The following is a 25,063-nucleotide window of genomic DNA, read 5'->3' on the forward strand; positions in this document are numbered from 1 at the left end:
AATCTCAACGTTGAGATATCATCACTTTATTGTGTGAACGTCAAGTCTGTGAACGTTAAGAGGTTTCGCCATGAGCGACGCGGTGGACATGCTGCTGGCCCAGTGGAGGAAGGAACGCCCCGACATCGACCCCTCCCCGATGGGGATCATCGGCCGGGTCTCCCGGCTCAGCCTGCTGCTCGGGGGCGAGCTCAAGACGTTCTTCCAGGAGCACGGGCTGGAGCGGTGGGAGTTCGACGTGCTGGCCACGCTGCGCAGGTCCGGCGCGCCGTACGAGCTGAGCGCGGGGGAACTGCTCAAGGCGGCCATGGTCACCTCGGGCGCGATCACCAACCGGATCGACCGCATGGAGGCCAAGGACCTCGTCGAACGCGTCAGGGCCAGCGGCGACCGCAGGTCGGTGCGGATCCGGCTCACGCCGCAGGGGCTGGAGCTGGTCGACGGGCTCGTCGGCAAGCATGTGGACAACGAGGAGCGCCTGCTGGCCGCCCTCGGTCCCGCCGAGCGCGAGCAGCTGGCCGGGCTGCTGCGCACCTTGCTGGAGTCGCTGGGAGACACCAGCCTGGTAGAATGAAGATGGAGAAGGCCGCTTCCCGTGATCACGGGGGCGGCCATGCTGCGTTCATGACCTTTCTCAGCCAGCTCACGCGCACCGAGCGGTTCACGCTCGGCCGGCCGTCCTCTTTCACCGTCTCCGCCGACGGGCGTACCGTCTTCTTCCTGCGTGACAGCAGTCTGTGGGCGCGTGCCCAGGGCGAGGAACGCCTGGTGGCCGGGCCCGGCATCACCGCCTACACGGCCGACGACGAGGGCCGGATCCTGGCCTTCGAGCGGGACGGGCAGCTGTGCACGGCCGACGGCGCGCTGCCCTCGGCCGAGCCGGTGCGCGCCCCCCGGCCCGACCCCGCGGGCGAGCGCATCGCCTACGTCAGCGCGGGCGCGCTCCGGGTCATCGGCGTGGACGGCGACGGCGACCGGGCGGTGGCCGAGCCCGACGGGCCCAAGGTGACGTGGGGGCTGCCCGAGTACGTCGCGCCCGATTCGATCGGGCGGCGCGAGGGCTTCTGGTGGGCGCCCGACGGGCAGCGGCTGCTGGTGGCGCGGGTGGACACCGCGCCCGTCCAGCGCTGGCATCTCGCCGATCCGTCCGACCCGTCCCGGCCGTCGCGGTCCTTCCCGTATCCGGCCGTGGGGACCGCCAACGCCGACGTGACGTTGTGGATCGTCGATCTCGACGGGACGAGGATCCGGGTCGAGGCCGACGACGAGTACCTGACCGCCGCGGGCTGGGACGCGCACGGGCCCTACGCCGCCGTGCAGAGCCGTGACCAGCGCCGGGTCCGGCTTCTCGCCGTCGATCCGGCCACCGGGCGGACGGAAGTCCTGGCCGAGCAGCGTGACGACGCCTGGGTGACGCTGGTGCCGGGACTGCCGCGCCGTACCGGGAAGGGGGTGTGGCTCACGAGCGCCGACCGCGACGACACCCGCACTCTCCTGTACGGCGGGCGGCCCGTCACCCCGCCCGGCCTGAACCTGCTGGCGGTGCGGTCGGTGGACGGCGAGAGCGTGCTGTTCACCGCCACCGACGAGCCCACCGAGACCCAGCTGTGGTCCTACCACCCGGACGCCGGCCTGGAGAAGCTCGGCCCGGCCGGCCTCGACGACACCACACGCGCCGGCACCACGGTGATCGGCGCCAGGATCCGCGAAACCGGTGAGGAGATCGTCTCCCACGCCGAGAAGCCGGTGCTCGACCTCAGGATGCGCCTGCTCAAGCTGGGCCCGCGCGAGCTGCGGGCGGCGTTGTTCCTGCCGTCGTGGCACCGGGCGGAGGACGGGCCGCTGCCGGTCCTGGTGGACCCGTACGGCGGGCCGGCCATGCGCAAGGTGACCGCCGAGCCGTTCTGGGCCAGCTACGTCTCGCAGTGGTTCGCCGAGCAGGGCTACGCGGTGCTCGCGGTGGACGGCAGGGGCACGCCGGGCCGCGGCCCGGCCTGGGAGCGCGCCATCTACCTCGACATCGCCCAGCCGGTGCTGGACGACCAGGTCGAGGGGCTGCACGAGGCGGCGAAGCTGGAGCCCGCGCTCGACCTGAGCCGGGTCGCGATCCGCGGCTGGTCGTTCGGCGGCTTCCTGTCGCTGGTGGCGGTGCTGCGGCGGCCGGACGTCTTCCACGCGGCGATCGCCGGCGCGCCCGTCACCGACCAGCGCATGTACGACACCCACTGGCGCGAGCGACACCTCGGCCAAGTGGACGAGCACCCGGATGCCTACGACCGGTGCTCGCCGCTGCGGGAGGCCGAGCGGCTGACCAGGCCGTTGCTGCTGATCCACGGGCTGGCCGACGACAACGTGGTGGCCGCGCACACGCTGCGCTTCTCGGCCGCGCTGCTGGAGGCCGGGCGGCCGCACGAGGTGCTTCCGCTGACCCGTGCGGGGCACCGGCCGACGGCCGAGTTCCTGCTCGCGCACCAGCTCGACTTCCTGCGCCGGGCGCTGCCCGCCGAAGGTTTTCGTTGATCGGAAATTGTCGGACTGGTCGGGTAAATTCCCGTTCACTGATCGACCGATACCAATCTTGGAGGTCGTCCTTTGAACGCGGACAGACCCGCGTGGGAGCAGCTCAGCGCGTTGCGGGTGGTCTCACCCATCCAGCCGCGCAAGCTGGCTAAAGTGCCCTTCGTCGAGATGGCGGAGGGCCGGCTGCAAGGTGTGGTGTCCAGCGGTTCCGACATCGAGCGGGTGTACGTCTCCTCGATCACCGCCGGAACCCACGGCTACAACTGCAGCACGAACAACAACCGGCCGTGCGGCGGCCTGCGCGGCGCGCCGTGCAAGCACCTGCACTCGCTGGTCGACGAGGCCGTCCTGCAATACGGCCTCGACCAGGTGGCCCGCTACCTGCGCGTCGAAGGCGAGCGGGCGGGCGACCTGGTGCGCAACCTCGACGGCGGGCACGAGTCCATCCCCGCCGCCGTGGTCTTCAGCCGCTTCCTGCGGCACCTGGCCTACCTCGAACTGCCCCCAGCCAGCGAACCGATCGCCGAGATGCACTGGTTCCCCTCGCTCGGGGCGGTGAGCTGATGCTCGCCACCCAGCTCGCGGCCCTGCGCGAAGGCCCGCAGCCCGGACTCGACGAGGCGCTCGGCCTGGTGGCCGGCTTCGACGACGCGCTGGCCAACGGCTTCGCCCGGCTGGGCGAAGAGCGCGCGGAGGCGCTGACCGCGCTCGCCGGCGCCGTCGCGGCCACTCCCCTCGGCCCCCTGGCCGCCGACGCCGCCGGAAAGCTCGCCGCGGGCTCGATCGCGGAGGAGCACCTGACGGCGCTGGCCGGAGCGCGCACCACGCTGCTCGGCGCGGTGCACGACGCGCTGCTCGCCCGGCTCGACACCGCGCTCGGCCGTACCCGCGCCCCCTGGAACGGATCCCAGCCCCCGACCGCCGACCCCCTCACCAGCGCCTGCCGCTCCTGGCTGGCCGAGCTGGCCATCACCGGCTGGCGCGGCGTCGACCACGAACTCGCCTCCTCCGCCGACCAGGCGATCCAGGGCATGCTGGCCGAGCCCCGGCTGCGCAGGGCCGGCGTCCTGCTCGACGGCCTCGCCGCCGAGCTGCGCGCCTCCTCGCCGGTCGGCGCGATGGAGCACCTGCCCGTGCGCCGCTGGGCCGACCTGTGGGCGCGCGCCCTGCTGCTCATCCGGACGGGCGCGGTGGAAGGCGCCGAAGAGGTCTCCGGCCGGCTACTGCCGCTCGGCGTCGACATCCACGAGCACGGCACCGCGGCGCAGATCCAGCTCCACGCGATCCTGGAGCCGCACGGCCGCCTCGTACGCACCAGCGTGTCCGCGGCCAAGGTCGACACGATCGCCGGGCCGTTCGTGTGGCAGCTCTTCCAGGACCACCCCGTGCTGACCGGCGCGCTGGCCAAGCACCTCAGCCTGGAGATCACCGGCATGACGCTGCTGCCCAGCGGTGACCTGATCTGGCAGGAGGCCAAGGCCGGCGTGGGCGCATACAGCGACCCGTTCGCCACCGCCCGGGTCCAGCTCGGCGGGGCGAGCGCACCGGCGGTGCCGCCGCTGGACCGCCACCCGGTCCGCGTCGCCGAGCCGGTGTTCGTCGAGGGATACAAGAGCGACGGGGCCGTGATCCGGCTCGACGGCGCCGAGCTGCCCTTCGACCTCGACCGGCTGCCGCAGTCGGGGCCGCTGACGCCCCAGCTGCTCAAGGCCTCCACCGCGTGCATCGGGCTGATGCGCTGGGACGGCGGGGGATGGCGGCTGCAACCGCTGGCCGTACAGGCGAGTGTGAAGAAGGAGCCGGTGGCCGCGCACAACGGCGACTGGGCGCAGGGACCCACCGACCAGAAGGTGCTCAAGAGCGGCGCCAAGGCCGGCGATCCCGTCTCGGTGCTCAAGGAGCGAGCGGGACGGTTGCTGCGCAAATGAGCGAAACCCGACGTCAGATCCTTTACTGGCGCCTGCTGGCGCGTGTGTTCGAGGGCGAGGAGCAGCCCTCGCTGGAGAAGGCCAGCGTCGCCATCGTCGACGACCTCGGGCTGCCGCCCGCGCTGCTCGACCCGGGCGTGTCCATCGACAACCTGGTGCAGCGCCATCCCGAGCTGGCCGACAGGCTGCGCAAGCTCGACGGCGACGAGGTGACCAACGCGGCGCTGGTCTCGAAGCTGCTGCTCAACACCTTCGCCACCGGCAACGGCACGGTCAGCGCCACGCAGCTCGCCGGGTGGAAGCAGGACGCCGGATGGCTGCAGGAGGCGTTCGGCGGCGAGGCCGCCGGCGAGCTCGGCAAGGTCGAGGCCGACCTGGTCAAGCGCATGCACTTGCGCGAGGTGCTGGCCGACCCGCAGCTCGCCAAGCAGCTCACGCCCAGCATGTCGCTGATCGAGCAGCTGCTGCGCGACAAGGCGAACCTCTCCGGCGTGGCGCTGGCCAACGCCAAGGCGCTGATCCGCCGGTTCGTCGACGAGGTCGCCCAGGTGCTGCGCACACAGGTGGAGAAGACCAGCGCGGGCACGATCGACCGGTCGGTGCCGCCGAAGCGCGTCTACCGCAACCTCGACCTTGAGCGCACGATCTGGAAGAACCTCACCAACTGGAGCCCCGAGGACGAGCGGCTCTACGTCGACAAGCTCTTCTACAAGCAGACCGCCAAGCGCACCACCCCGGCCAAGATGATCGTGGTCGTCGACCAGTCGGGCTCGATGGTGGACGCGATGGTCAACTGCACGATCCTGGCCTCGATCTTCTCCGGGCTGCCGAAGGTGGACGTGCACCTGGTCGCGTACGACACCCGGGCGCTCGATCTGACCCCGTGGGTGAACGACCCGTTCGAGGTGCTGCTGCGCACCACGCTCGGCGGCGGCACCAACGGCACGGTCGCGATGGCGCTGGCCCGCCCGAAGATCACCGATCCGCGCAACACCGTCATGGTGTGGATCTCCGACTTCTACGACAACCGGTCGCTGATCACGGACTTCGAGGCGCTGCACAAGTCGGGCGTCAAGTTCATCCCGGTGGGCTCGGTGAACAGCTCGGGCCACGCCAGCGTGGACCCCTGGTACCGCCAGAAGCTCAAAGCCCTCGGCACACCGGTCATCTCCGGACACATCCGCAAGCTCGTCAACGAGCTCAAGACTTTCCTGAACACCTAGGAGCCTCCGTTGCTGCGTGCCCCCGCAGAGATCAAGTTCGCCGAAGAGCTCGACTACCTCGAGTCGATCGACACCTCACCGAAGCCGTTCTCCTGGCGGCTCAGCCCGCGCATGGTGCGCATCTTCGTGCTCGGCTCCGACCGCGCCGACGGGCTCGACCGCGAGATCCCGCAGAAGTGGTTCGGCGACCGCAGCTTCGTCGAGCGCAGCATCGTCACGCTCGCCTCCGACCGCGGCCTGCTGCTCATCGGTGACCCCGGCACCGGCAAGAGCTGGCTGGCCGAGCTCCTGGCCGCGGCGATCTCGCGCAACTCCACACTGGTCGTCCAGGGTACGGCCGGCACCACCGAAGACCACATCAAGTACTCCTGGAACGTCTCCATGGTCATCGCCAAGGGCCAGTCCAAGGAGTCGATGATCCCCTCGCCCATCATGACCGCGATGGAACGCGGCGTGATCGGCCGCTTCGAGGAGCTGACCCGCTCGACCAGCGACGTGCAGGACGCGCTGATCTCGATCCTGTCGGAGAAGTACGTCTCCATCCCCGAACTGCCCGACGACGACAACATCGTCTTCGCCCAGCCCGGCTTCTCCATCATCGCCACCGCCAACAGCCGCGACCGGGGCGTCAACGACCTGTCCTCGGCCCTGAAGCGCCGGTTCAACTTCGTGCGCATCCCCGTGGTGACGAACAAGAAGAGCGAGGCGGAGATCGTCCGCTTCCGTACCGAGGAACTGCTGCGCAGGCACCAGATCGAGCTGGAGCTGCCGCCCACGCTGCTGGACATCCTGCTGCAGAGCTTCGCCGACCTGCGCGCCGCCGCGGCCTCGGCCACCAGCGACGACGAGAAGCTGGAGTCGGCGCTGTCCACCGCCGAGCAGATCGGCGTGCTGGAGGACGCCATCCTGCACAGCCAGTTCTTCGGCGACAGCACGCTGAAGGCGGCGACCCTGGCCAGTTCGCTGGTCGGCTCGCTGGCCCGGCGCAGCCCGGAGGACCTGGCGATACTCAACAAATACCTGCACGGCGTCATCGAGCCGCGCAGCAAGAAGGACGAGGGCGGGCCGTGGAAGGAATTCCTCGACGGCGGCCGTGAGGCGATCTCCACCCTGTCATGAGCCCCTTCGACCCCCTGCGCGAGCAGCTCGCGAGCGCCGCGGAGACGTTCGGCGCCGGTCTGATCGACGACGTCGAGCAGGCGCTGCGGACCGACGTGGAGATCTTCCCCGTCTGCCACCACTCGCCGGCCTCCGGGCTGGCGATGGTCCGGCGGCTGAGGGAGAAGCAGCCCAAGGTCATCTACCTGGAGTTGTGCGAGGACCTGCGACCCGTCCTGGACGAGCTGCACAACTGCAAGCTCCCGGTCGCGCTGCAGGCCTTCGCCACCGACATCGACGGCTTCCCGAAGGAGTGGGCGCCGCTGAGCGTGGTCGCGCCCATCACCGAGTCGTCCGCCGAGTACCAGGCCATCGCCTACGCCCTGGAAACCCCGGGCGTGGAGATCGTCCTGGTGGACCGGTCGGTGGACCACGTGTTCCAGTGGGAGCCGAGGGCGGAGTCGGCCGACGTCGGCATCGAGATCGGCGACCTGCGGCCCGGCTTCGCCGCCCTGGAGGAGCACCTGCTCCACCACGGCAAGGTGCGCCACTGGTCGGAGTGGTGGGACCAGTATGTCGAGCAGCCGCTGTCCGGCGCGGACTACGAGACCTACCGCCAGGTCATGGTGCTCATCGGCAGCCTGTTCCGCCGGCTCAAGCCCACCGGCAACGAGGTGGACGAGGACCGCGAGCGCTACATGTGGACCAGGATGCGCGAGCATCTGGCCGCGACCGGCGCCGACCCCGCCGACTGCCTGTACGTGTGCGGCGCCTTCCACGCCGCCAGCCCGGTCATGGACGAGCACCTCGACATCAGCCCGCGCACCAAGACGAGCTGGCTCTACGGGCTCATCCCCTCCAGCCACTCGGCCATCGAGACCCAGTTCGGCCTCGCGCCCGGCTCGGTCTCGATCGCCGCCGCCACCTGGGACAAGTCGCTCAAACGGCACGGCCTGGCCTCCTACCAGCTCGGCTCCAAGCGCAAGGGCAAGGCGCCCGCACCGGTCGAGTCGCAGGGGCTGCACGCCTTCCTCACCCAGCCGCCCGTCCTCGACGGCTTCGACGAGGCCGAACTGCTCGGGTGGTGCGTCGAGATCGTCCGGCTGGCCCGGCGCAACGGCTACCTGGCCAGCACCGCCGACGCCATCGCCGTGTTCGAGACGTCGATCCTGCTCGCGGGCATGCGCAACAGGAAGCGGCCCACGCCGTACGACTTCCAGGACGCCGCGGTCACCTGCATCGAGAAGGACGTCGTGCCCGGCCGCAGGGACGTGCGGCGGCTGGTCGAGATCATGCTCGGCGGCGACAAGGTCGGGCAGGTCGGCTACGACTCGCTGCCGCCCCTGGCCAGAGACGTGCTCGACCGGCTCAAGCCGCTCGGGCTCGACCTGGAGAAGCGGACCATCCAGCGGGCCCTGATCGACCTCGACGCCCACCCCGAGCTCGAACCCTGCTCCCACCTGCTCTGGATCCTGCGCAGGCTGCTGCCCGACGACGCCGTCCGGCCCATCATGGGCTCGCGCCGGCTCGGCGAGCGCTCCCACCAGGAGAGCTGGGACCTGTCGATCGGGCGCAACCAGCGCTCGATCATCGAGCTGGGCTACGAGGGCGTCACCATCGAACAGGTCCTTGAGCAGCGGCTACGGCGCGCGGTCTGGGACCCCAAGGCGACCGCCTCGGTGGCGCTGGACGCGGTCGAGGACTCCATCCTCTACCTGGGCAGCAGGCGGTTCACCGACGAGCTCGGGGCCCGCGCCATCCAGCTGCTGTCCGGCGAACGCACCGTCGACGACGCCCCCGACGTGCTACGCCGCATCCGCCGCCTGCTGGCCCACTACCGGGCCACCGAGCCGGAGCTGCCCGAGTGGGCCAAGGCGTTCGTGACCACCGGGTACGCGCACTACTGCACGTTGCTGCCCACGGCCTTCGTCGAGGAGGAGACCGGGGTGCGCCAGGTGGGCGCGATGCTCGGGTTCCTGTTCACGATGGAGAGTCTGGCGTTGTCGCTGGGCTGCGATCGGGCTCAGCTTGAGCTGGCCGTACAGCAGTCGCACCCCACGGTGCCCGCGAAGGTGGCGCTGCTGTGGACGGCGCGCTACCAGCTCGGGCTGCTCACCATGGCCGAGTTGCGGGAGCTGGTCGGTGAGCTGCTCGGCAGCCCGCTGGTGGTGCCGTCGGTGCCGCAGTACGTGAGCGGGTTCGTGCAGGCGCTGGAGTCGGCGCCCGCGCTGGCGCCCTTCGTGGTGGAGGTGTTGTCCAGGGCGTTCGGGCAGTTGCCCGACGACGTGCTGCTGCCCTGGCTGCCCAAGCTGATCACCGCCTTGCGGGAGCAGGCGCCTGAGCTGGTGCCGGTGCTGGTTCGCGAAGCCGAGCGGACGTTCCCGGCCCGGCTCGGCGACGTGGACTCGTTCACGCCGCCGTGGCTGGCCAAGCCCTCGTCGCGCAGGGCCGTGGCCGCTTCCGGGCCGGTCAGCGAGTTGCTGGCCGCGCATCCGGCCACGGGCGCGGCTGTTGGGGAGCTGCTGGGGTGTGAGCCGGTCGCCGACCTCAACGCCGAGATCGGAGCGCTGCTGGCTGCCTATCCGGAGACCGGGGTCGCTGTGGCGGGCATTCTGGCCTGACTTTCCGCGCGGAAGCGGCCTTTCGCTGGCCGCTTCCGTCAGTCCTCCGGCTTCGGGCCGGGCCAGGGCGGGTCGGCGCCGGGGACCGTACAGGTCAGCGCGGCCACCTCGGCGCCGAAGACCGCCGCCTCGTGCGCGGTCTCCAGATCGAGCCCGTCCAGGCGGCCGCCAAGATGTCCATGCAGGCGATGCAGCAGCCCGGCGGTGAACGCGTCCCCCGCACCCACCGTGTCCACCACCTCGACCGGCACCCCCGGCACCACGACCCGCTCACCGGCCAGCGACACCAACGCCCCGGCGGCGCCCCGCGTCACCACGACCAGGCGTACACCCTGCTCGTGCCACCGGTCACAGGCGGCTTCCTGGGAGGTTCCGGGCAGCAGGAAGGCCAGATCCTCCTCGCTGAGCCGCAGAATGTCCGCCCCGCCGGGCACCCGCTTCAGGTAGGCCTCTCGGGTGGCGAGGCCAGGCCGTACGTTCGGATCAACAGAGATCGTCGCGTACGGCGCCGCGGCCGCCACAAAAGCCGCCACCTCGCCGGCCCCAGGCTCCGTGACCAGCGCCAGCGACCCCGTGTGCAAACACGACGCCCCACCCAGCCGATCGAGGCCGAGCTCAGCCCGGCTCCACTGAAAATCCGCCGCCCCCTCGGCATAGAACGAGTAGACCGCCCGCCCGGCGTCATCGAGCGCGGCGACCGCCAACGTGCTCAGCTCGTCAGCCTCCACCACCCCCGAAACATCAACCCCGGACCCGACCAGCCGCTCCCGGAACAGCCGCCCAAACACATCACCAGAAACCCGTCCAAGAAACCGGGTAGGCGTCCCCAGCCTCCCCAACGCCACCGCCGTGTTGGCCGGCCCACCCCCCGGCAACACCCTCAGCGCCAACTCCCCCCGCGGCGCCCCACCCGAAAACGCGTCCGCCACACACTCCCCCAAAACCGCGATCACCGGACCTCCTCATCTCGTCTCCGGACATCCATTTACGCAACCTGCCCGGCCCCCCGGAATGCGACACTCGCGGAATGGCCTCCGATCTCGACGACTGGGACTATCTGCGCCGCCTGGAGCTGCTCAGCCGTGAACTGATCACCCGCGCGCTGGACGAAGGATGGCTCAGCTACGCGCCCGACCCCGACGAGGCGACACCGTTGCAGCGCACGATCAACGAGATCGCCAGGTCCGTGCGGCACTACCACTTCGAAGGCGACGGATGCCTGGATGAGCGGCCGATCCTCGCCCTGGGCGGAGCCGCCCTGATCACCCGGGAACCACAGCCCGGCGTCTACGAACCACTCTGCCAAAGCCTGGGAGTCGACCCCCGCCCCGAGGGCTGGGCACTCTGGCACACCTGGGACGACAGGCGACGTGCACACACCCTCGTGACCACCCGCCTCGCCACCACCCAGGCCATGCTGGCGAACTGGTCACGCGGCATCGCCACCCATCCGGAGGCGCCCAACCGCGAACACATCGCGGCAGTGGTCCGGGGCTGGACCGGCCCGATCGTCCTGTCCCCCGATCACGCCCGCAACCTCGACCTCGGCGGGGCCTGACACACCCTCAGGTCTGGATGATGGTTTTGGCCACCTGTTCCAGGGCCGCAGTGGAGGCTCGGACCGCGGCGAAGCCGCGTTCTCTCAAGTCTGCCTCGTAGGCGGCTAGCGGGCTTTCCGTCTGGATGGTGGTGGTCAGGGTGGCGGCGTCTTCCAGGGCGGTGTTGGCGCCGGACGCGCGGGCGGGGGGCATGGCGTGGATCGCGTCGCCCAGGAGGGTGACTCTGGTGGGGTCCCAGCCGGCTACCGGCTCCGCGGTGCCCAAGGACAGCTGGAAGCACTGGTCCGGCCAGGCCTGGGTGACGATCGCGCGCATGGCAGGGTGGGCGGTCGCCGTCAGAGACACTGCCTTTTGGTGGAGGTCGGGGATGGCGTCCGGGAGTCGGTCCTTGGGGACGGTGATCGCCCACATGACGTAGTCGCCGGGCTCGGTGAGGCCCAGACCGGCCGGGCTCTGGTCGAACAGCAGGTAGCCGACCATCATCGCCGGGTCCATGCCGGTGACCGCGGCGAAGGCGGTCTCCAGGCTTTCCGGGAGGGATGACCTGATCTCTTCTGTCACCGGCGTCTTGCCGCCCAGCCAGCGGACGCCGGTGTCGAGCACCCGGGCGTCCGGAAGCTTCTGCTGTCGTACGGCGGAGCCGATCCCGTCGGCGCCCACCAGGAGGTCGCCGGTGGCGGTGGCGCCGTTGGCGAAGTGGGCCGTGACGCTTCCGGATTCCTCCGTGTAGTGGGTGAGGTGTCGGTCGTAGTGGACGTCCACGCCGCCGAGCATGATCTCGCGGAGGGTCTGGCGGCTGACGCCCCGGCCGGTTCTGATCATCTGGCTGCCGTCGCCGAGGTCCGGGAACGGGATTTCGCGCAGCCGCTCTTCCTCGGCCGAGATCAGCATGAACCGCTCGCTCGGCTGGCCGCGGGTGGCCAGGTGCAGGTTGTACAGGTCGTCGGGCAGGCAGGCGCGCAGCGCGCGTTCGCCTCGGTCGTCGAGATGGACGCGGTGGCCCTGGCCTCGGTAGTTGGGTGCGGGGTCGCGTTCGAAGACGGTGGCCCGGATGCCGGCCTTGCTCAGACCTTGGGCCAGGCAGAGGCCGCCCAGACCGGCTCCGATGATCAGCACGCTTTTCTTCATCACAGTTGAAGAAATTACGCCTCGGAGGCCGATACTTCAACGTTTGTTGGAGAAAACCATCACCGCCACGACCGCCGCGAACACCACCACCAGCAGCACCAGCGCGCTCTGGGCCGCCGCCGTCCAGCCCTGGTCGGCGGCGGCGAGGAAGACGGCACCGGTCAGGGTTCCGCCCAGCACGCCGCCGGTCTCCTGGGCCGTGCCCAGCACTCCGGCCGCGGCACCGGCCCGCTCCCTGCGTACCCCTGCCAGGACTGTCGAGATCAGCGGCGACATGAGCAGGCCCATCCCGGCCCCGACCACTCCAAGTGCCGCCGCTATCAGGTACGGCTCGCCCGCCCCGACCGCCTCGCGGACCAGCATCAGCCCGGCCACGATGGCCAGTGCCCCTGGCAGCGGGCGGCCCCTTCGCAGTGAGGCCAGGAAGAAGCCCGCGTTGAGCGCGGTGAAGACCATTCCGGCGGCCAGGGGTCCTAGGCCGAGGCCGTCCTGCAGGTAGACGGCCAGGACGAACGACAGGCCCGCCGACCCGCCGAACAGCAGTGCCACGGCCACCAGCCCGGGTGCGAAGCCCGGCTCCCTGAAGACGCGCAGATCCAGGAGGGGTTCGGGGCGGGTGCGCTGGCGAGCCACGAACGCCGTGAGCAGGGGTGCGGAAAGGGCGAGCAACACCCAGGTCCAGAGCGGCCAGCCCAGCTCCGGTCCCTGCACCAGCGGCAACACGATCGCCGCCAGCCCACCCGCCACCATCAACGCCCCCGCCACATCCAACCCCCGCCCACCCCCGGCCAAACCCAAACCCGAAGCCGAGCCCGGGAGTTCGGGGAGGACGGTTCGGGCTGCCAGCAGGGCCGCGATGCCGATGGGGAGGTTGATGAGGAAGACCGTGCGCCAGCCCAGCCCGCCCAGGTCGGCCGCCATCAGCAGTCCGCCGACCACCTGGCCGCTGACTCCGGCCACGCCGGTGGCGGTGCCGTACCAGCCGAAAGCCCGAGCGCGGTCGGCGCCCGGGTAGAGGGCGCCGATCAGCGTGAGGACCTGGGGCGCCAGGAGGGCGGCGGCGCTCCCCTGCACCACTCGGGCCACGATCAGCGCCAGGATGCCCGGCGCGGTCCCGGCGGCGGCGGAGGCCAGGGTGAACAGTGCGAGGCCGACCATGAAGACCCTGCGCGCCCCGTAGAGGTCACCGAGGCGGCCGGAGATGATCAGCCCGGCGGCGTAGGCGAGGCCGTACCCGCCGAAGACGAGCTGGGTCGCGGCGGGCCCGGCGGCGAGGTCGGTGCGGATGGAGGGGATGGCGACGTTGGCGATGAAGAAGTCGAGCGTGGTCACGAACACCGCGACCAGCACGACGGGCAGGGGCAGCCAGCGGCTGGGGCTGCGCACGGCTGGACTGGCGAGGACCACGACGGCTCCTGGGGCGAGAGGGATGAGCGGTGGTTGAACACCAGCCCGGTCGAACCGGTTTCACCCTGCTCCCAGTGGCTTCTGATCCCCTGCCGATCGGCTACGGATGCCGCATAATCACCCCGTAATGCCTAGAACCCACATGCCGACATTTCATCTCTTCGCCGCCAGGATCGCGCCGGTCATCGACGCCGCCCACGTCAGCCTCCACGCCGCCGCCCGCCCCGGCTTCGAGCACCCGGCGTTCACCCCGGGCTTCCTGGTCGACCTGCGCTTCACACTCCCCCTGCGCCCGCTGACCCGCGCCGGCCTGTCCACGATCTACCGCTACACAAAGCCCACAGACCTGGAAGAAGAGGTGGCCACCCACCTGGCCCAGGGCACCCTGAAGGAAACGGACGCCCTCCACCCGACCCCCAAAACCACCGCGTTCATCGAGGCCCTGTACGCCCACCACGAAGCCACCGCCGCCAGGATCTGGCCCGACGTGACACACCTGGCCACCATGGTGGCCCGCGTCCTGGCCGCCGCCCCCAGGCACCCGGGCGGCGCGCTGGAACTGATGGCCCCGCCCTACGAACCAACCGGCGCCACACCGGGCCTCCTGCTGTTCAACCGCCTGGCAGCCCTCCGCTACAGCCGGGCCGACGCCCACGCCGCCGCCTGGCAGGCAGCGGGCCTCACGGCGGAAGAGGTGGTGAACCTGCGAGAAGGCCCCCTGCACGCCGAGATCGAACACGCCACCAACGTGGCGGCGGCCGAGCCGTACAAGATCCTCACGGACGGGGAGCGCGCCGAGCTCCACACCGGCCTGAGCGCGCTGATCTGAACTCAGTGCAGCCCCTTCTTCCCGGGGGCCCAGAAGGGCTTGACCTTGATCGAGGTACGCGGCCAGTTCCGCTCGCGCACCAGATAGTCGCGGACCATCTGGCAGGTCTTGGCCTCTCCGGCCACGTAGGCGGCGCCGGTGTTGCCGGGCAGTTCGAGCTCGGCCAGCCCGGCCAGCAGCACGGTCGAGGACACGGCGGGCGCCCCGCGCCGGTGGACGCGCCGCAGCGGGTGCTCGCCGGGCATCGGCAGGTCGTGCTCGGCGCTCTCGCTCTCCAGCACGCCGTACACCTGAGCCGTGGGCCCGAGCTCGCGGATCATCGGCCCGAACGCGGCGCTCGCGCTCTCCTCGCCGACGAATACGTGGAACGGCGCCTCGCGGGTGAAGAGGTCGCCCTGCGGCCACCACAGCGTGACGGCCGCGCCGGGCCTGGTCTCGCGAGCCCAGACCAGGCCGATGCCGTCGCCGGGGTAGTCGTGCACGCGCAGTTCGATGGCGCGCCCGTCGAGCTCCCAGATGGTGTACGTGCGCAGCGTCTCGCCGGGCCGCAGGATTCCGGGGACCGACAGCGGGTCGTTGATCTGGACCCTGACGTGCTGCCCCGGCCGGTACGGCAGGCCGATGGGCGCGTTCGCCACCAGCCGGATCCGCCGCATCGTGGGCGTGACCAGCTCGTTGTCGGTGACGGTCGCCTCGACCGTGTAGCGGGCGAAGTACTTCCGCATCACGCCTCCTTAACAGCGATAAGCTACCTTAGAGTTATTAAGCAAACATAGATGGTCTAGGATGTCAACGTGGGAACGACAAGGCGGGACAGACTCCGGCAGGCGACGCTGGCCGAGATTCACGCGGCGGCGCGGCGGCTGCTGGTCGAGCAGGGATCGGGCGCGGTCACGATCAACGCGGTCGGCAGGGAGGTGGGGATGAGCGGCCCCGCCCTCTACCACTACTTCTCCGGCCACGACGAGCTGGTCGGCGCGGTGACCGCGGGCTTCTTCCGCGAGCTGGCCGAGGTGATGGAGGCAGCCCGCGACCGGAACTCCGACGAACCGCTGGGCACACGCATCCTGGAGACGTGCCGGGCCATGCGCGCCTGGGCGATCGCGCACCCGGCCGAGTTCGGCTGGATCTTCGCCAGCCCGCCGAGCGCGCCCAACAAGCTCCGGGAATCGGCCAGATACCAGGCCGCCCACCGCTTCGAACAGGTCTTTAGCGGCCTGGTCGCGGAGTTGTGGCGGACCAAGCCCTTCCCCGTGCCCGACCTGGCCGACCTGCCGCCCTCCCTGCGCGACCAGCTACGCGACTACTCGGCCGCCATCGGCGGCGCGCTGCCGCCCGAGGCCGCGCACGTCTTCCTGTCCTGCTGGATCCGCCTGTACGGCCTGCTGTGCATGGAAGTCCTTCACCAGCTCGACTTCGCCTTCACCGACCTGACCCCGGTCTACGAGGAGTGCCTGCGCGAGCTGGGCGAGAAGCTCGGCTTCCGCTAGCCGAACACCTCGTCGCGGGCCAGGTCCAGCGCGGTCAGCACGGCGCCCTGCAGCACGGCGTTGCCTTCGACCGTGCTCGGCCGCACCCGGGTGGGCGCCGGCGAGCGCAGCGCGACCTGCTCCTCGACCAGCGCGGCCAGCTCCTCGCCGCCCTCCCGGCCGATGCGCCCGCCGAGCACGACCAGCCCGGGGTCGAGCACGGCGACGACCGCGAACACGCCCCGCGCGATGCGCTCGGCCAGCCCCTTGCCGTCCTCCACCGCGACCTCGACCGCACGGCAGAGGGTCGGATCGTGCATGCCCAGGTCGAGCGTGCCGATCTCGCCGGCGCCGCCGGACATGCCCCGGCGCAGCTTGCCGCCCAGCACGATCGCGCCGCCGACGCCGTCGTCCAGCCACATGAGCACGAAGTCGGCGACGCCGCGGGCCGAACCCTGCCGGTGCTCGGCGATGGCGGCCAGGTTGGTCTCGTTTTCCAGGACGACCTGGACGCCCAGGCTCCGCCGTAGCTCGCCGAGCAGGCCGGGATGCCAGCCGCGCACGCGGTAGTCGCTGGTCAGCGCGCTGGTCTCCGGGTGGACGAGGCCGGGCGAGCCGATCACGACCGCCTGCAGCCGCCGCCCGCCCGCCGCCTGCGCGACCGCCGTGGTGATCGCCTCGTGAAGGTCTTCGGAAGGCCCGCGTACGGCGGTGCCGACCTCGCGCCCGGTCAGGTCGGCCACGGTCACCCGCAGGCCGGTCCAGCGGATGTCCACCCCGGCGACGTGCGCGCGATCGGCCACCAGCCCGTAGACCCGGGCGTTCGGCCCGCGCCGATCCTCGCCGGACTCCCCGGTGACCTCGATCAGTCCGGCCGAGCGGAGCCGTTCGACCAGGTCGGAGACCGTGGGCCGGGACAGGCCGGTGATCTCGCGCAGCTGTGGCGCGGTCAGCGGGCCGCGTTCGAGCAGAAGGTCGAGGGCGAGCCGATCGTTGATGGCGCGGGCCATGGCCGGGGTCGCGGTCTTCACGGGCTCATGATAGCCACCCGCTCTTTTCATCAGGAAGGCTAACTGTTAATTTTCCGTCTGTGACCAACCATCGCGCCATCGCTCTCGTGTTCGCCACTCACGGGGCCGTCGCGGGCAGCCTGTCCACGCGGATCCCCTGGCTGCAGGACCATTTCGCGCTCACTCCCGGCATGCTCGGGCTGGTGCTGCTCTGCCAGCCCATCGGGGCCTTCATCGGGATGCCGATGGCCAGTCACCTGGCGTACCGGATCGGCGGGCGGCGGGCCACGCGCATCCTCATCGCGCTGTGGTGCGTGCTGGTCCTGGCGCCGGTGATGGCGCCGGGACCCGGGTGGTTGTTCGGGGCGTTCCTGCTGCTCGGCGCCGCCGCGGGCACCAGCGACGTGGTCATGAACGCGCACGCCGTCGTCCTGGAGCGCAAGCTCGGCCGGTCCATCATCGCCGGGCTGCACGGCCTGTGGAGCGTCGGCAGCCTCGCCGCGGGCGGGCTCGGCGTGCTCGCCGCCCACCTGGGCATCGACGCGCGGCTGCATCTGGCGGCGGTCGCCGTGCTGCTGCTCGGGCTGAGCACGTTCGCCGGGCGCGGGCTGCTGGCCGACGAACCCGCCGCCGCCGGCGAGCCCGCGCCGCGAAGGTTCGCACTGCCGACGCGGGCCATCGCGGCGATCGGGCTGGTCGGCTTCTGCGGCACCTTCGCCGAAGGCGCGTCCGCCAACTGGGCCGCCGTCTACGTCACCCAGGTCGCCGCCGCCGCACCCGCCGCCGCGGCCGCCACCTACACGGTCTTCATGCTCTTCATGGCCGGGACCCGGCTGCTCGGCGACCGGATCGTCGGCCGGTTCGGCGCGGTCGGCGTGGTGCGCGTGGGTGGCGTCGTGGCCGCCGTCGGCGGAGTTCTGGTCGTCGCCGGGCGGACGACCTGGGTGTGCGCCGCGGGCTTCGCGCTGATCGGGATCGGGGTCGCGGTCAGCGCGCCGCTGGCCTACGCGGCGGCCGGCCGTACCGGAAGCTCGCCCGGCGAGGGAGTCGCGGGCGTCACCACGATCACCTACCTGTCCAGCCTGATCGCGCCCGCCGTGATCGGCGGGGCCGCGGATGTGCTGTCCTATCCCGCGGCCTTCGCCCTGATCATCGTGGTCGTGCTCCTCATGGGCGTGCTGGCCGGCGCGCTCCGCCCGCGCCCCGCGCCCGTCGTGCCCGAGCCGTGCCCGTCCTAGCCGAGCACGGGGAAGTTCGAGCGGAAGACGCCCTCGGGGTCGCGGGCCCGCTTGATCGCCCGCAGCCTCGCGAGCGTCTCGGCGGAGAACGCCGCGGCCGCGTGCTCCCCCGCCGCCACGAAGGTGAACGGCTTGCGCCCCGTCACCCGCTCACCCAGCGCCGCCACGATCCGCTCCTGCTTGTCCCGCGACGCCGCGGTGAGCTCCGGGTTGATCGCCAGTCCAAGCAGATAGAGCAGGTACGGCTCCGCGATCGCGCCACTCGCGCCCTCCCCGCCCTTGGCCAGCGCCCCGCCGAGCTGCCTGACCTGGACGTTGATCAGCGGGTCGATCGGCTCGGCGAGCAGGACCGCCACGGCCTCGTCGTCAAGACCGGTCAGCAGCTCGCCCCGGGAGACGCCGGGTGACGGGTTCGTCGGCTCGTTGGTGATCGCGCCCAGCTCCGCGGTCGGCAGCGGCCCCCGGCTGTCGGACAGCACCCCGCCGATCTCGTCGAACCTGCCCAGCAGCCGCCGCCCCTCCTCCGCCGAGCCCAGGAAGGCGGTGCTGATCCCGACCATGGGCGGCGCCGAGGGGAACTGCACCCGGTTCAGCCAGATCGACAGCTCGTCCGGCGCGTAGGTGACGACCTCGCGCAGGGCGTCGAACACCTCGGGCGCGCGCTCGTCCGGCCACATCACGCTGCCGCCGTAGAGCTCCCGCTCCGGGTAGAGCGCGAACTCGACCGCCGTGACCAGCGCGAAGTCCCCGCCGCCGCCGCGCAGCGCCCAGAACAGGTCCTGGTCGGAGTCGGCCGTCACCCGGGCGGGCGTGCCGTCGGCGGTCACGACGTCGAAGGCCAGTACGGCGTCGGCGGCCAGGCCGTACTTCCTGCCGAACCAGCTGAGGCCGCCGCCGAGCGTGTAGCCGGTGACGCTGACCAGCGGCATGCTGCCGGCGAGGCCGGTCAGGCCGTACTCGCCCGCCGCCCCCTGCACCTGGCCCCACCGCGCGCCGGCGCCCACCCGGGCCAGGCGGCGCTCCGGGTCGACCTCCACCCGGTCGAGGGCGGCGGTGCGGAGCAGGATCACGCCGTCGGTGTCGCCGGAGGCGCCGTGGCCGCTGGCCTGGGTGGAGATGGTCAGGCCGGCCTGGGCGGCATGGCGTACCAGGGAGGCGATGTCGTCGGCGTCGGCGGCGTGCGCCACCGCGGCGACCGGCTGGTCCACTGCGTAGTTCCAGGGCTTGCGGGCCTCGTCGAAATCCTCGTCGCCGGGAAGCAGCACCCGGCCCTTGATCACGTCACGCAGATTGCTCTTCATAGTCTCTATGACGTAACCAGCGGGGTAATAGTGACCGTCTGGACCTAAGATTTACCCATGTCGGCTGGCGAGCACGTCCCGGGCATCGATCCACACACGCCGAGCGTCGCGCGAATGTACGACTATTTCCTCGGCGGCAAAGACAACTTCGCCGCCGACCGGCAGGCCGCCGAGAAGATCGTGCGGCTCGTCCCCGAGATCACCGAGATCGCCCGCGCCAACCGCGACTTCCTCATCCGGGTGGTCCGCGTGCTGGTCGAGGCCGGGGTGCGGCAGTTCGTCGACATCGGGGCCGGGCTGCCCACACAGCAGAACGTGCACGAGGTCGCGCTCGGCGCCGCCCCCGACTGCCGCATCGCCTACGTGGACAACGACCCCATCGTGCTCACCCACGCGCGCGCACTGCTGGCCGACAACACGCGGACCATCGTCGTCGACGCCGACCTCCGGCGGCCCGAGACGATCACCGGCCATCCGGAGATCCGCGCCCACCTCGACTTCGGGCGGCCGGTCGCGGTGCTGCTGTTCGCGATCCTGCACTTCGTGCCGTCCGACCTGGAGGCGGCCTCGATCGTCACCCGGCTGCGCGCGTCCATGGCAGGCGGCAGCTATCTGGCCATGTCGCACGGCTACGCCGGTGACCTGGCGACCGAGACCGTCCGCGCCGGGCAGGCCGTCTACCGGGGCTCCTCGACGGGCTCCGTCGTGCCGCGCGGCGCCGACACGTTCGGCTCCTACTTCGACGGCCTCGACCTGCTGGATCCCGGCGTGGTCCCGGTCGACGCCTGGCGTCCGGAGTGGGATGAGCACAAGCCCGACTTCGGCAAGCCGGGCCTGCTCGGCGGCGTGGCCCGGCTGCCCTCAGCCGGATAGCCGCACCAGCACCGCGCTCACGGCGGCGAGCAGGACGGCGGCGACCGTCAGCGCGGCGGCGTCACCCGCGTGCAGGTGCAGGAATCCGCCGATCAGCGCGCCGGTGAACATGGCCGCGATCGACACCACCCGCCGCCGCACCGCGGTGCCGGGCGAGTCGGCGACCAGGCCGGTCAGCGTGGTGGTCAGCACCGTGGTGGTCATGTCCGGGATGCCGGTGTGGCGTACCGAGGCGTTCTGGATGCCCATGCCCAGCGCCAGCAGGACGATCACCACCGCGTCCGCCCCAGGCCCGGCCAGCACGAGAACGGCGGCGACGAGCAGTCCCAGATGCACCAGCGTGAACACGGTGAACGACACCCCGCGCGCCACCCGCCCCGTCGCCCACGCCCCGAGCGCGAACGACGCGATGGCCAGCGGCGAGGCCCACAGGCTCGGCTCCGTGACCCCCGCCAGCGCGAACCCGACGAACACCACGTTGCCCGTCATGTTGGCCACGAACACGTTGCCCAGGCCGAGAAAGCTGACCGAGTCCACGATCCCCGTCACCACGGTGAGGACGACGAGCATGGCGGGCAGGACTCCGCGCTCCTCGCCGGGGAGCAGCCAGGCGGCGGCACTCTTCATCGCACCGCAGGCTAACCCCGCGCCGCCGCCCGCCCCTGTCCCGACACGCGTGTGACCCCGGCCTGGTCCAGGCCGGGGTCAGAGGCTTTCGTCTCAGTGGGTGAGCGTCAGCTCCCGCTCGGGGGCGGCGGGGGCGGCGGGCTTGCGGTCCCTGATGACCAGGACGGCCAGCAGGGCGGCCGCCGCGACACCGATCGCGCTCAGCGTGAAGGCGCTGGACATCGCAGTGGTGAAGGCGTCCCGGGCGGCGGTGGCCAGACCGGCGTCGCCGAGGGCCAGGGCGTCGCCGATGGAGCTCTTGGCCGCGTCGGGGGCGCCGGCGGGCAGCGCGCCGGTATAGCCGGAGGTGAGGATGCTGCCCAGGACGGCGATGCCGAGCGCGGCGCCGGCCTGCTGGATGGTGTCGTTGAGCGCGGAGCCGACGCCGGCCTGCTCCGGCGGGACGGTGCCCATCAGCGCGGCGATCGCGGCCGGCATGGCCAGCCCGCCACCGGCGCCCAGGACGAACAGCGCGACCGCCGTCAGCACGAAGCCGGAGCCGGTGCCCAGGGAGGCGAGCAGGAAGAAGCCGCCGGCCATGACCAGCATGCCGCCCGCGATCAGCAGCCGGTTGCCGATCTTGGCGCCCAGCCCGGCGCCGAGCCCGTTGAACACCAGCGAGGCGATGGCCATCGGGATGAACGCCATGCCGGCCTCGGTGGGCGTGTAGCCGAGCACGTACTGCAGGAACTGGGTCAGCACGAGCAGCAGCCCGCCGTTGCCGACCTGGACGAGCGTGAGCGAGAAGCTGGCGCCGGAGAAGGTGCGGTTGCGGAAGAGCGCGAGCGGAACCATCGGGTACGGCGTGCGCAGCTCCCACACCACGAAGGCGGCGAGCGAGACGACGGAGGTCACGAGGCTGACCCAGTTGAGGCCGTGCGGGAGGTCGATGATGGTCCAGACCAGGGTGACCATGCCGACCGCCGACAGGATCGCGCCGAGCGGGTCGGCCTTGGTGACGGGACCGCGGGACTCGGGCATGAGGACGAGCGCGGCGACGATGGCGATGGCGGCGATCGGGACGTTGATGAGGAAGACCGCGCCCCACCAGAACCAGGCGATCAGCGCGCCGCCCAGGACGGGGCCGCCGACCAGGCCGAGCATGGCCACGGCCGACCAGGCGCCCATGGCCTTGCGCCGCTCCTCCTCGTCGAAGACGACGATCAGGATGGACAGCGTGCTCGGCATGATGAGCGCGCCGCCGATGCCCATGACGGCGCGGGCGGCGATCAGCGTGCCCGGGTCGGTCGCGAAGGTGGCGGCCAGGGAGGACAACCCGAACAGGGCCAGTCCGATGATCATCACCCGGCGGCGGCCGAACCGGTCGGACAGGCTGCCCGCGGTGAGCAGCAGACCGGCGAAGACCAGGATGTAGGAGTCCAGGATCCACTGGGCGTCCTGCGCGGTGGCGCCGAGGTCGACGGCCAGCGGCGGGATGGCCACCGTGAGGACCATGTTGTCGATGACCAGCACGAGTGTGCTCAGGCACAACACGATGAGGATGAGCCACCTGCGGGGATTGCGGGCGTCCATGGGGTTGCCTCCAGCTGCGAAGTACGTCGTTCCCGTATGAGAACACCGTACTCACAGAGAACAGTGTGCGCAAGAGGCGGACGACGTTTAGCCCTGAGCCTTGATCTTGCGCCAGCCTCCGGCCCGGTTGTTGGCGATGATCTGCCGCAGCATGGTCAGCAGGGCGCTCCTGTTGATCGGCTCGCCCTGCCGTATCGAGATCATCCGGGCGGTCTTGTTGCCGTGACCCGCGGTGATGATCCCTTCGGGGTCGGGCACGATCGCGCCGTCATACAGGAACACGTTGACGTGACCCTTGGCCGCCAGCAGCGCGCAGACGTTGCCCCGCAGCACGAAGTACGGCAGGACGGTGCGCTTGACCGTCTCACTCAGCTCAGGGTCGGCCTCATGAGCCAGATCACGCACCTCCTGACAGATCGCCTGCTGCCACTCGGGCAGGGCGTCGATGTAGGCGTCGACTCGCGGGTCACGGGTGTAGGACATCGTTCCTCCTCATGTACGTCTTCACCCGATACGTAGAAGCCGACCCCCCGTTCTCGACACACCTCAGCCAAGCTTTTTCCGCTGTCGACGGTCTCGGGTTGACGGCCTAGGGTTGATCCGTTGACAACCCCTGTGGAGGACAGATGTCGCTGGTACGACTCGCCTTAACCGCAGCGGCGGCGGGCTCGCTGGTCGCGCTCGTAGCCACCCCCGCCTCGGCGGCCCAGGCCGAACGGCCGCCGAGGACGACCAAGGGGCCGTGCGCCTACACGCAGACGCCCGACGAGCCCCCGGCCCGCTGGGTGCATCTGCCGCCGGACCCGCGCCGCACCCCCACCCGGCCGGTCTCCGCGGTGCTGGAGACCAACCACGGCGACATCCGCCTCACGCTCGACCCCGTCAAGGCGCCGTGCACCGTGCAGAGTTTCGTGCACCTGGTCAGGCACCGCTTCTACGACCGGACCTCCTGCCATCGGCTGACCGCGTACGACCGGCTCAAGGTGCTGCAGTGCGGCGACCCGAGCTTCACCGGGGAGGGCGGACCCGGTTACAAGTACAAGGACGAATTGCCCACCGACCTGCCGCCGTGGCCGGGCGATCCGACGGGGGTGCGCAAGACGTACGCGCGCGGCCTGCTGGCCATGGCCAACGCCGGGCCCAACACCAACGGCAGCCAGTTCTTCCTGGTCATCGGCGACTCCGGGCTGGCGCCCAACTACACGGTCTTCGGCACCATCGACGGCCCCGGCCTGGCCGCGCTCGACCGGATCGCGGCCGGCGGCATCCAGCCCAGCCCGGACGGACCGACGCCGCCCGTGGACGGCAAGCCGGTCCTTCCCGCGGACATCAAGGACGCGAGGATCAGCCGCCGCTGAACTGATGCTCATGGGCCTCGCGGCCCTCCCTCGGCCCGTTGCCCATCCTGGCCGTGAGGGCCGCCACGAACTGCTCGATCAGCTCGGCCTTCTCCCCCGCGTCAGTCCGGCCCACCCCAATGAGGCGGCGCTCGCCCACGAGGTGCGGGAGCCGTTCGCCGCCTATCTGCGGACGTAGACGGTCTCCAGCGCCAGGAAGAGCTCGGCCGCCTGCCGCGGGTGGTCGACCGAGCGGCCGGTGAGCTCCTTCACCCGGCCCAGCCGGTAGCGGACGGTGTTGCGGTGGCAGAAGAGCGCCTGCGCCGTGAGCGCCGTCGAGCCGCCCTCGGCGAACCACGTGTAGGCGGTGGCCAGCAGGGCGTCCCGGTCGTCGACGGGCAGGTCCAGCAGCCTGCCGAGCACCCTGCGGGCCAGGTCGTCGGCCGTCTCCAGGCTGCTGGCCACCAGCGTGGCCACCGGGCGGTCGCCGTAGTGGGAGACGCCTTCCGCGCCCGCCGCCAGCGCCAGCCTGGCCAGCCGCAGCGCCGCCGCGGTCTGCGAGATCTGCTCGTAGGCGGGGCTCACCCCGTAGCGTCCGCCCGTCAGCGCGGGAAACGCCGCGTTCTCTTGCAGCGACAGTACGGCCAGCCGCTCCGTCGGCAGATACCGCCAGACCGCGGCGGCCGGCAGCCCCGCGGTGACCTCGGCGGCGATCACATGGAAGCGCCCCCGGTGCGGCAGCCCGAGCGCGTCGGCGCTCTGCCGGATCCGCACCGGATCGGTGCCCAGCAGCGCGTCGAAGAGCACGTCCCGATCCCGCCTGGCCCGCTGGTCGCGCTCGGCCTCCACCTCGCGGTAGGCGGTGCGGATGGCCTCCGACATGAGGTCGAGCCCAAGCCACATCTCGCTCGCGCTGGCGATGAGGATCGCGTGCTCGTCGTCGCCCGCCTCGGCCACGAAGCACTCCCACAGGAACTGGGTGCCCACGCGGTAGCTGTGCAGCAGCGCGGCCAGCGGCACGCCCCGCTCGGCGCGGCGGCGGGCGTTGGCCTCGGTGGAGGCGGTCGAGATCTCGGTGCCGCCCGACAGGTGGGTGAGCGAGAGCCGCAACTGCTCGGCGCAGACCGCGGCCAGGTCGTCCGGCGGCACCACGGCGAGCTCGGCCTCGGCGGCGTGCACCCGTCTGGCCAGCTCACCGCCCAGGTCGTCCACCCGCTCCAGCAGCCGCGCGCTCAGCGCCGCGAACCTGAAATCCACCCGCTCATTGTGCCACGACACAACCTGCCGAACCGGATTCGCGACCGGTGGACGTTGCCCGCCGGT

General features: G+C 71.2%; 24 protein-coding genes. 13 read left to right on the forward strand and 11 right to left on the reverse strand.

All coding sequences use genetic code 11. The annotated features are described in order from the left end of the window. Nucleotides 1–70 precede the first annotated feature (70 nt). The 7 genes from HNR40_RS06985 to HNR40_RS07015 all read left to right on the forward strand — a co-directional run bounded on the left by HNR40_RS06985 (nucleotide 71) and on the right by HNR40_RS07015 (nucleotide 9,390). Nucleotides 71–574 carry a MarR family winged helix-turn-helix transcriptional regulator gene (locus HNR40_RS06985; protein WP_184959077.1) on the forward strand — a complete coding sequence of 168 codons (504 nt, stop codon included), beginning with the start codon at nucleotides 71–73 and terminating at the stop codon, nucleotides 572–574. Between the two features lie 50 nt (nucleotides 575–624). Next, nucleotides 625–2,520: a S9 family peptidase gene (locus HNR40_RS06990; RefSeq protein ID WP_184959078.1), complete on the forward strand. Its 1,896-nt coding sequence runs from the start codon at nucleotides 625–627 to the stop codon at nucleotides 2,518–2,520. 72 nt (nucleotides 2,521–2,592) lie between these two features. Beyond that, a complete protein-coding gene (locus tag HNR40_RS06995; RefSeq protein ID WP_184959079.1) occupies nucleotides 2,593–3,084 on the forward strand; it encodes a hypothetical protein in 492 nt (163 codons plus the stop codon). Further along, nucleotides 3,084–4,448 carry a hypothetical protein gene (locus HNR40_RS07000; protein ID WP_184959080.1) on the forward strand — a complete coding sequence of 455 codons (1,365 nt, stop codon included), beginning with the start codon at nucleotides 3,084–3,086 and terminating at the stop codon, nucleotides 4,446–4,448. The genes HNR40_RS06995 and HNR40_RS07000 overlap by 1 nt, the downstream gene beginning before the upstream one ends. Continuing rightward, nucleotides 4,445–5,671: a VWA domain-containing protein gene (locus HNR40_RS07005; protein WP_184959081.1), complete on the forward strand. Its 1,227-nt coding sequence runs from the start codon at nucleotides 4,445–4,447 to the stop codon at nucleotides 5,669–5,671. The genes HNR40_RS07000 and HNR40_RS07005 overlap by 4 nt, the downstream gene beginning before the upstream one ends. A gap of 9 nt (nucleotides 5,672–5,680) precedes the next feature. Next, nucleotides 5,681–6,790: an ATP-binding protein gene (locus HNR40_RS07010; RefSeq protein ID WP_184959082.1), complete on the forward strand. Its 1,110-nt coding sequence runs from the start codon at nucleotides 5,681–5,683 to the stop codon at nucleotides 6,788–6,790. Next, on the forward strand, nucleotides 6,787–9,390 hold the full coding sequence (locus tag HNR40_RS07015) for a DUF5682 family protein (RefSeq protein WP_184959083.1): 2,604 nt from the start codon (nucleotides 6,787–6,789) through the stop codon (nucleotides 9,388–9,390). The genes HNR40_RS07010 and HNR40_RS07015 overlap by 4 nt, the downstream gene beginning before the upstream one ends. 38 nt (nucleotides 9,391–9,428) lie before the next feature. Here HNR40_RS07015 and HNR40_RS07020 read toward each other — a convergent pair whose 3' ends face one another. Beyond that, on the reverse strand, nucleotides 9,429–10,343 hold the full coding sequence (locus tag HNR40_RS07020) for a carbohydrate kinase family protein (RefSeq protein ID WP_184959084.1): 915 nt from the start codon (nucleotides 10,341–10,343) through the stop codon (nucleotides 9,429–9,431). A gap of 74 nt (nucleotides 10,344–10,417) precedes the next feature. On the opposite strand from HNR40_RS07020, the gene HNR40_RS07025 reads away from it, so the two are divergent. After that, nucleotides 10,418–10,948, forward strand: a complete 531-nt coding sequence (locus tag HNR40_RS07025; protein WP_184959085.1) for a hypothetical protein — start codon at nucleotides 10,418–10,420, stop codon at nucleotides 10,946–10,948. Between the two features lie 7 nt (nucleotides 10,949–10,955). On the opposite strand, the gene HNR40_RS07030 is transcribed toward HNR40_RS07025, so the two are convergent. Beyond that, nucleotides 10,956–12,065 (reverse strand): FAD-dependent oxidoreductase, encoded by a 1,110-nt coding sequence (locus HNR40_RS07030; RefSeq protein ID WP_184959086.1) that lies wholly within the window; start codon nucleotides 12,063–12,065, stop codon nucleotides 10,956–10,958. 48 nt (nucleotides 12,066–12,113) lie between these two features. Continuing rightward, a complete protein-coding gene (locus HNR40_RS07035; protein ID WP_184959087.1) occupies nucleotides 12,114–13,484 on the reverse strand; it encodes an MFS transporter in 1,371 nt (456 codons plus the stop codon). A 142-nt stretch (nucleotides 13,485–13,626) separates the two neighbouring features. Here HNR40_RS07035 and HNR40_RS07040 point away from each other — a divergent pair, with 142 nt between their 5' ends. Then, on the forward strand, nucleotides 13,627–14,313 hold the full coding sequence (locus HNR40_RS07040; RefSeq protein WP_184959088.1) for a hypothetical protein: 687 nt from the start codon (nucleotides 13,627–13,629) through the stop codon (nucleotides 14,311–14,313). 2 nt (nucleotides 14,314–14,315) lie between these two features. Here HNR40_RS07040 and HNR40_RS07045 read toward each other — a convergent pair whose 3' ends face one another. Beyond that, complete coding sequence (locus HNR40_RS07045) at nucleotides 14,316–15,038, reverse strand: siderophore-interacting protein (protein WP_221339945.1); 723 nt, start codon at nucleotides 15,036–15,038, stop codon at nucleotides 14,316–14,318. Nucleotides 15,039–15,107: 69 nt separating this feature from the next. Here HNR40_RS07045 and HNR40_RS07050 point away from each other — a divergent pair, with 69 nt between their 5' ends. Continuing rightward, nucleotides 15,108–15,803, forward strand: coding sequence for a TetR/AcrR family transcriptional regulator (locus tag HNR40_RS07050; protein ID WP_184959089.1), 696 nt, complete (start codon nucleotides 15,108–15,110; stop codon nucleotides 15,801–15,803). Here the strand turns inward: HNR40_RS07050 and HNR40_RS07055 are convergent. Beyond that, nucleotides 15,800–16,813 (reverse strand): ROK family transcriptional regulator, encoded by a 1,014-nt coding sequence (locus tag HNR40_RS07055; RefSeq protein ID WP_221339946.1) that lies wholly within the window; start codon nucleotides 16,811–16,813, stop codon nucleotides 15,800–15,802. The genes HNR40_RS07050 and HNR40_RS07055 overlap by 4 nt on opposite strands. Nucleotides 16,814–16,872: 59 nt before the next feature. Between HNR40_RS07055 and HNR40_RS07060 the strand changes: the two genes are divergently transcribed. Beyond that, complete coding sequence (locus tag HNR40_RS07060) at nucleotides 16,873–18,030, forward strand: MFS transporter (protein ID WP_184959091.1); 1,158 nt, start codon at nucleotides 16,873–16,875, stop codon at nucleotides 18,028–18,030. On the opposite strand, the gene HNR40_RS07065 is transcribed toward HNR40_RS07060, so the two are convergent. Further along, nucleotides 18,027–19,331 (reverse strand): FAD-binding oxidoreductase, encoded by a 1,305-nt coding sequence (locus tag HNR40_RS07065; RefSeq protein ID WP_184959092.1) that lies wholly within the window; start codon nucleotides 19,329–19,331, stop codon nucleotides 18,027–18,029. The genes HNR40_RS07060 and HNR40_RS07065 overlap by 4 nt on opposite strands. A gap of 57 nt (nucleotides 19,332–19,388) precedes the next feature. On the opposite strand from HNR40_RS07065, the gene HNR40_RS07070 reads away from it, so the two are divergent. Continuing rightward, a complete protein-coding gene (locus HNR40_RS07070; protein WP_184959093.1) occupies nucleotides 19,389–20,204 on the forward strand; it encodes an SAM-dependent methyltransferase in 816 nt (271 codons plus the stop codon). On the opposite strand, the gene HNR40_RS07075 is transcribed toward HNR40_RS07070, so the two are convergent. The 3 genes from HNR40_RS07075 to HNR40_RS07085 all read right to left on the reverse strand — a co-directional run bounded on the left by HNR40_RS07075 (nucleotide 20,193) and on the right by HNR40_RS07085 (nucleotide 22,886). Then, a complete protein-coding gene (locus HNR40_RS07075; protein WP_184959094.1) occupies nucleotides 20,193–20,831 on the reverse strand; it encodes a YoaK family protein in 639 nt (212 codons plus the stop codon). The two genes, HNR40_RS07070 and HNR40_RS07075, sit on opposite strands and share 12 nt — an antisense overlap. Before the next feature lie 93 nt (nucleotides 20,832–20,924). Next, complete coding sequence (locus HNR40_RS07080; protein ID WP_184959095.1) at nucleotides 20,925–22,403, reverse strand: MFS transporter; 1,479 nt, start codon at nucleotides 22,401–22,403, stop codon at nucleotides 20,925–20,927. A gap of 87 nt (nucleotides 22,404–22,490) precedes the next feature. Further along, nucleotides 22,491–22,886, reverse strand: a complete 396-nt coding sequence (locus HNR40_RS07085; protein WP_184959096.1) for a DUF1801 domain-containing protein — start codon at nucleotides 22,884–22,886, stop codon at nucleotides 22,491–22,493. 143 nt (nucleotides 22,887–23,029) lie between these two features. On the opposite strand from HNR40_RS07085, the gene HNR40_RS07090 reads away from it, so the two are divergent. After that, a complete protein-coding gene (locus HNR40_RS07090; protein WP_184959097.1) occupies nucleotides 23,030–23,761 on the forward strand; it encodes a peptidylprolyl isomerase in 732 nt (243 codons plus the stop codon). On the opposite strand, the gene HNR40_RS56105 is transcribed toward HNR40_RS07090, so the two are convergent. Together HNR40_RS56105 and HNR40_RS07095 are read right to left on the reverse strand one after the other, a co-directional pair. Next, nucleotides 23,748–23,876, reverse strand: a complete 129-nt coding sequence (locus HNR40_RS56105; protein ID WP_281395049.1) for a hypothetical protein — start codon at nucleotides 23,874–23,876, stop codon at nucleotides 23,748–23,750. The genes HNR40_RS07090 and HNR40_RS56105 overlap by 14 nt on opposite strands. A gap of 47 nt (nucleotides 23,877–23,923) precedes the next feature. Beyond that, entirely contained in the window at nucleotides 23,924–24,997 is a 1,074-nt protein-coding gene (locus HNR40_RS07095; RefSeq protein ID WP_184959098.1) for a helix-turn-helix domain-containing protein, read from the reverse strand. Nucleotides 24,998–25,063 lie beyond the last annotated feature (66 nt).

Source organism: Nonomuraea endophytica, from assembly GCF_014203235.1.
Classification (GTDB): Bacteria; Actinomycetota; Actinomycetes; order Streptosporangiales; family Streptosporangiaceae; genus Nonomuraea; species Nonomuraea endophytica.

Excerpts from the sequence above, each read along its gene's own strand:
- HNR40_RS06985 (WP_184959077.1), top strand. The coding sequence starts at position 71 with ATGAGCGACGCGGTGGACATGCTGCTGGCCCAGTGGAGGAAGGAACGC.
- HNR40_RS06990 (WP_184959078.1), top strand. The coding sequence starts at position 625 with ATGACCTTTCTCAGCCAGCTCACGCGCACCGAGCGGTTCACGCTCGGC.
- HNR40_RS07000 (WP_184959080.1), top strand. The coding sequence starts at position 3,084 with ATGCTCGCCACCCAGCTCGCGGCCCTGCGCGAAGGCCCGCAGCCCGGA.
- HNR40_RS07005 (WP_184959081.1), top strand. The coding sequence starts at position 4,445 with ATGAGCGAAACCCGACGTCAGATCCTTTACTGGCGCCTGCTGGCGCGT.
- HNR40_RS07015 (WP_184959083.1), top strand. The coding sequence starts at position 6,787 with ATGAGCCCCTTCGACCCCCTGCGCGAGCAGCTCGCGAGCGCCGCGGAG.
- HNR40_RS07025 (WP_184959085.1), top strand. The coding sequence starts at position 10,418 with ATGGCCTCCGATCTCGACGACTGGGACTATCTGCGCCGCCTGGAGCTG.
- HNR40_RS07040 (WP_184959088.1), top strand. The coding sequence starts at position 13,627 with ATGCCGACATTTCATCTCTTCGCCGCCAGGATCGCGCCGGTCATCGAC.
- HNR40_RS07045 (WP_221339945.1), bottom strand. The coding sequence starts at position 15,038 with ATGCGGAAGTACTTCGCCCGCTACACGGTCGAGGCGACCGTCACCGAC.
- HNR40_RS07065 (WP_184959092.1), bottom strand. The coding sequence starts at position 19,331 with ATGAAGAGCAATCTGCGTGACGTGATCAAGGGCCGGGTGCTGCTTCCC.
- HNR40_RS07070 (WP_184959093.1), top strand. The coding sequence starts at position 19,389 with ATGTCGGCTGGCGAGCACGTCCCGGGCATCGATCCACACACGCCGAGC.
- HNR40_RS07075 (WP_184959094.1), bottom strand. The coding sequence starts at position 20,831 with ATGAAGAGTGCCGCCGCCTGGCTGCTCCCCGGCGAGGAGCGCGGAGTC.
- HNR40_RS07080 (WP_184959095.1), bottom strand. The coding sequence starts at position 22,403 with ATGGACGCCCGCAATCCCCGCAGGTGGCTCATCCTCATCGTGTTGTGC.
- HNR40_RS07085 (WP_184959096.1), bottom strand. The coding sequence starts at position 22,886 with ATGTCCTACACCCGTGACCCGCGAGTCGACGCCTACATCGACGCCCTG.
- HNR40_RS07090 (WP_184959097.1), top strand. The coding sequence starts at position 23,030 with ATGTCGCTGGTACGACTCGCCTTAACCGCAGCGGCGGCGGGCTCGCTG.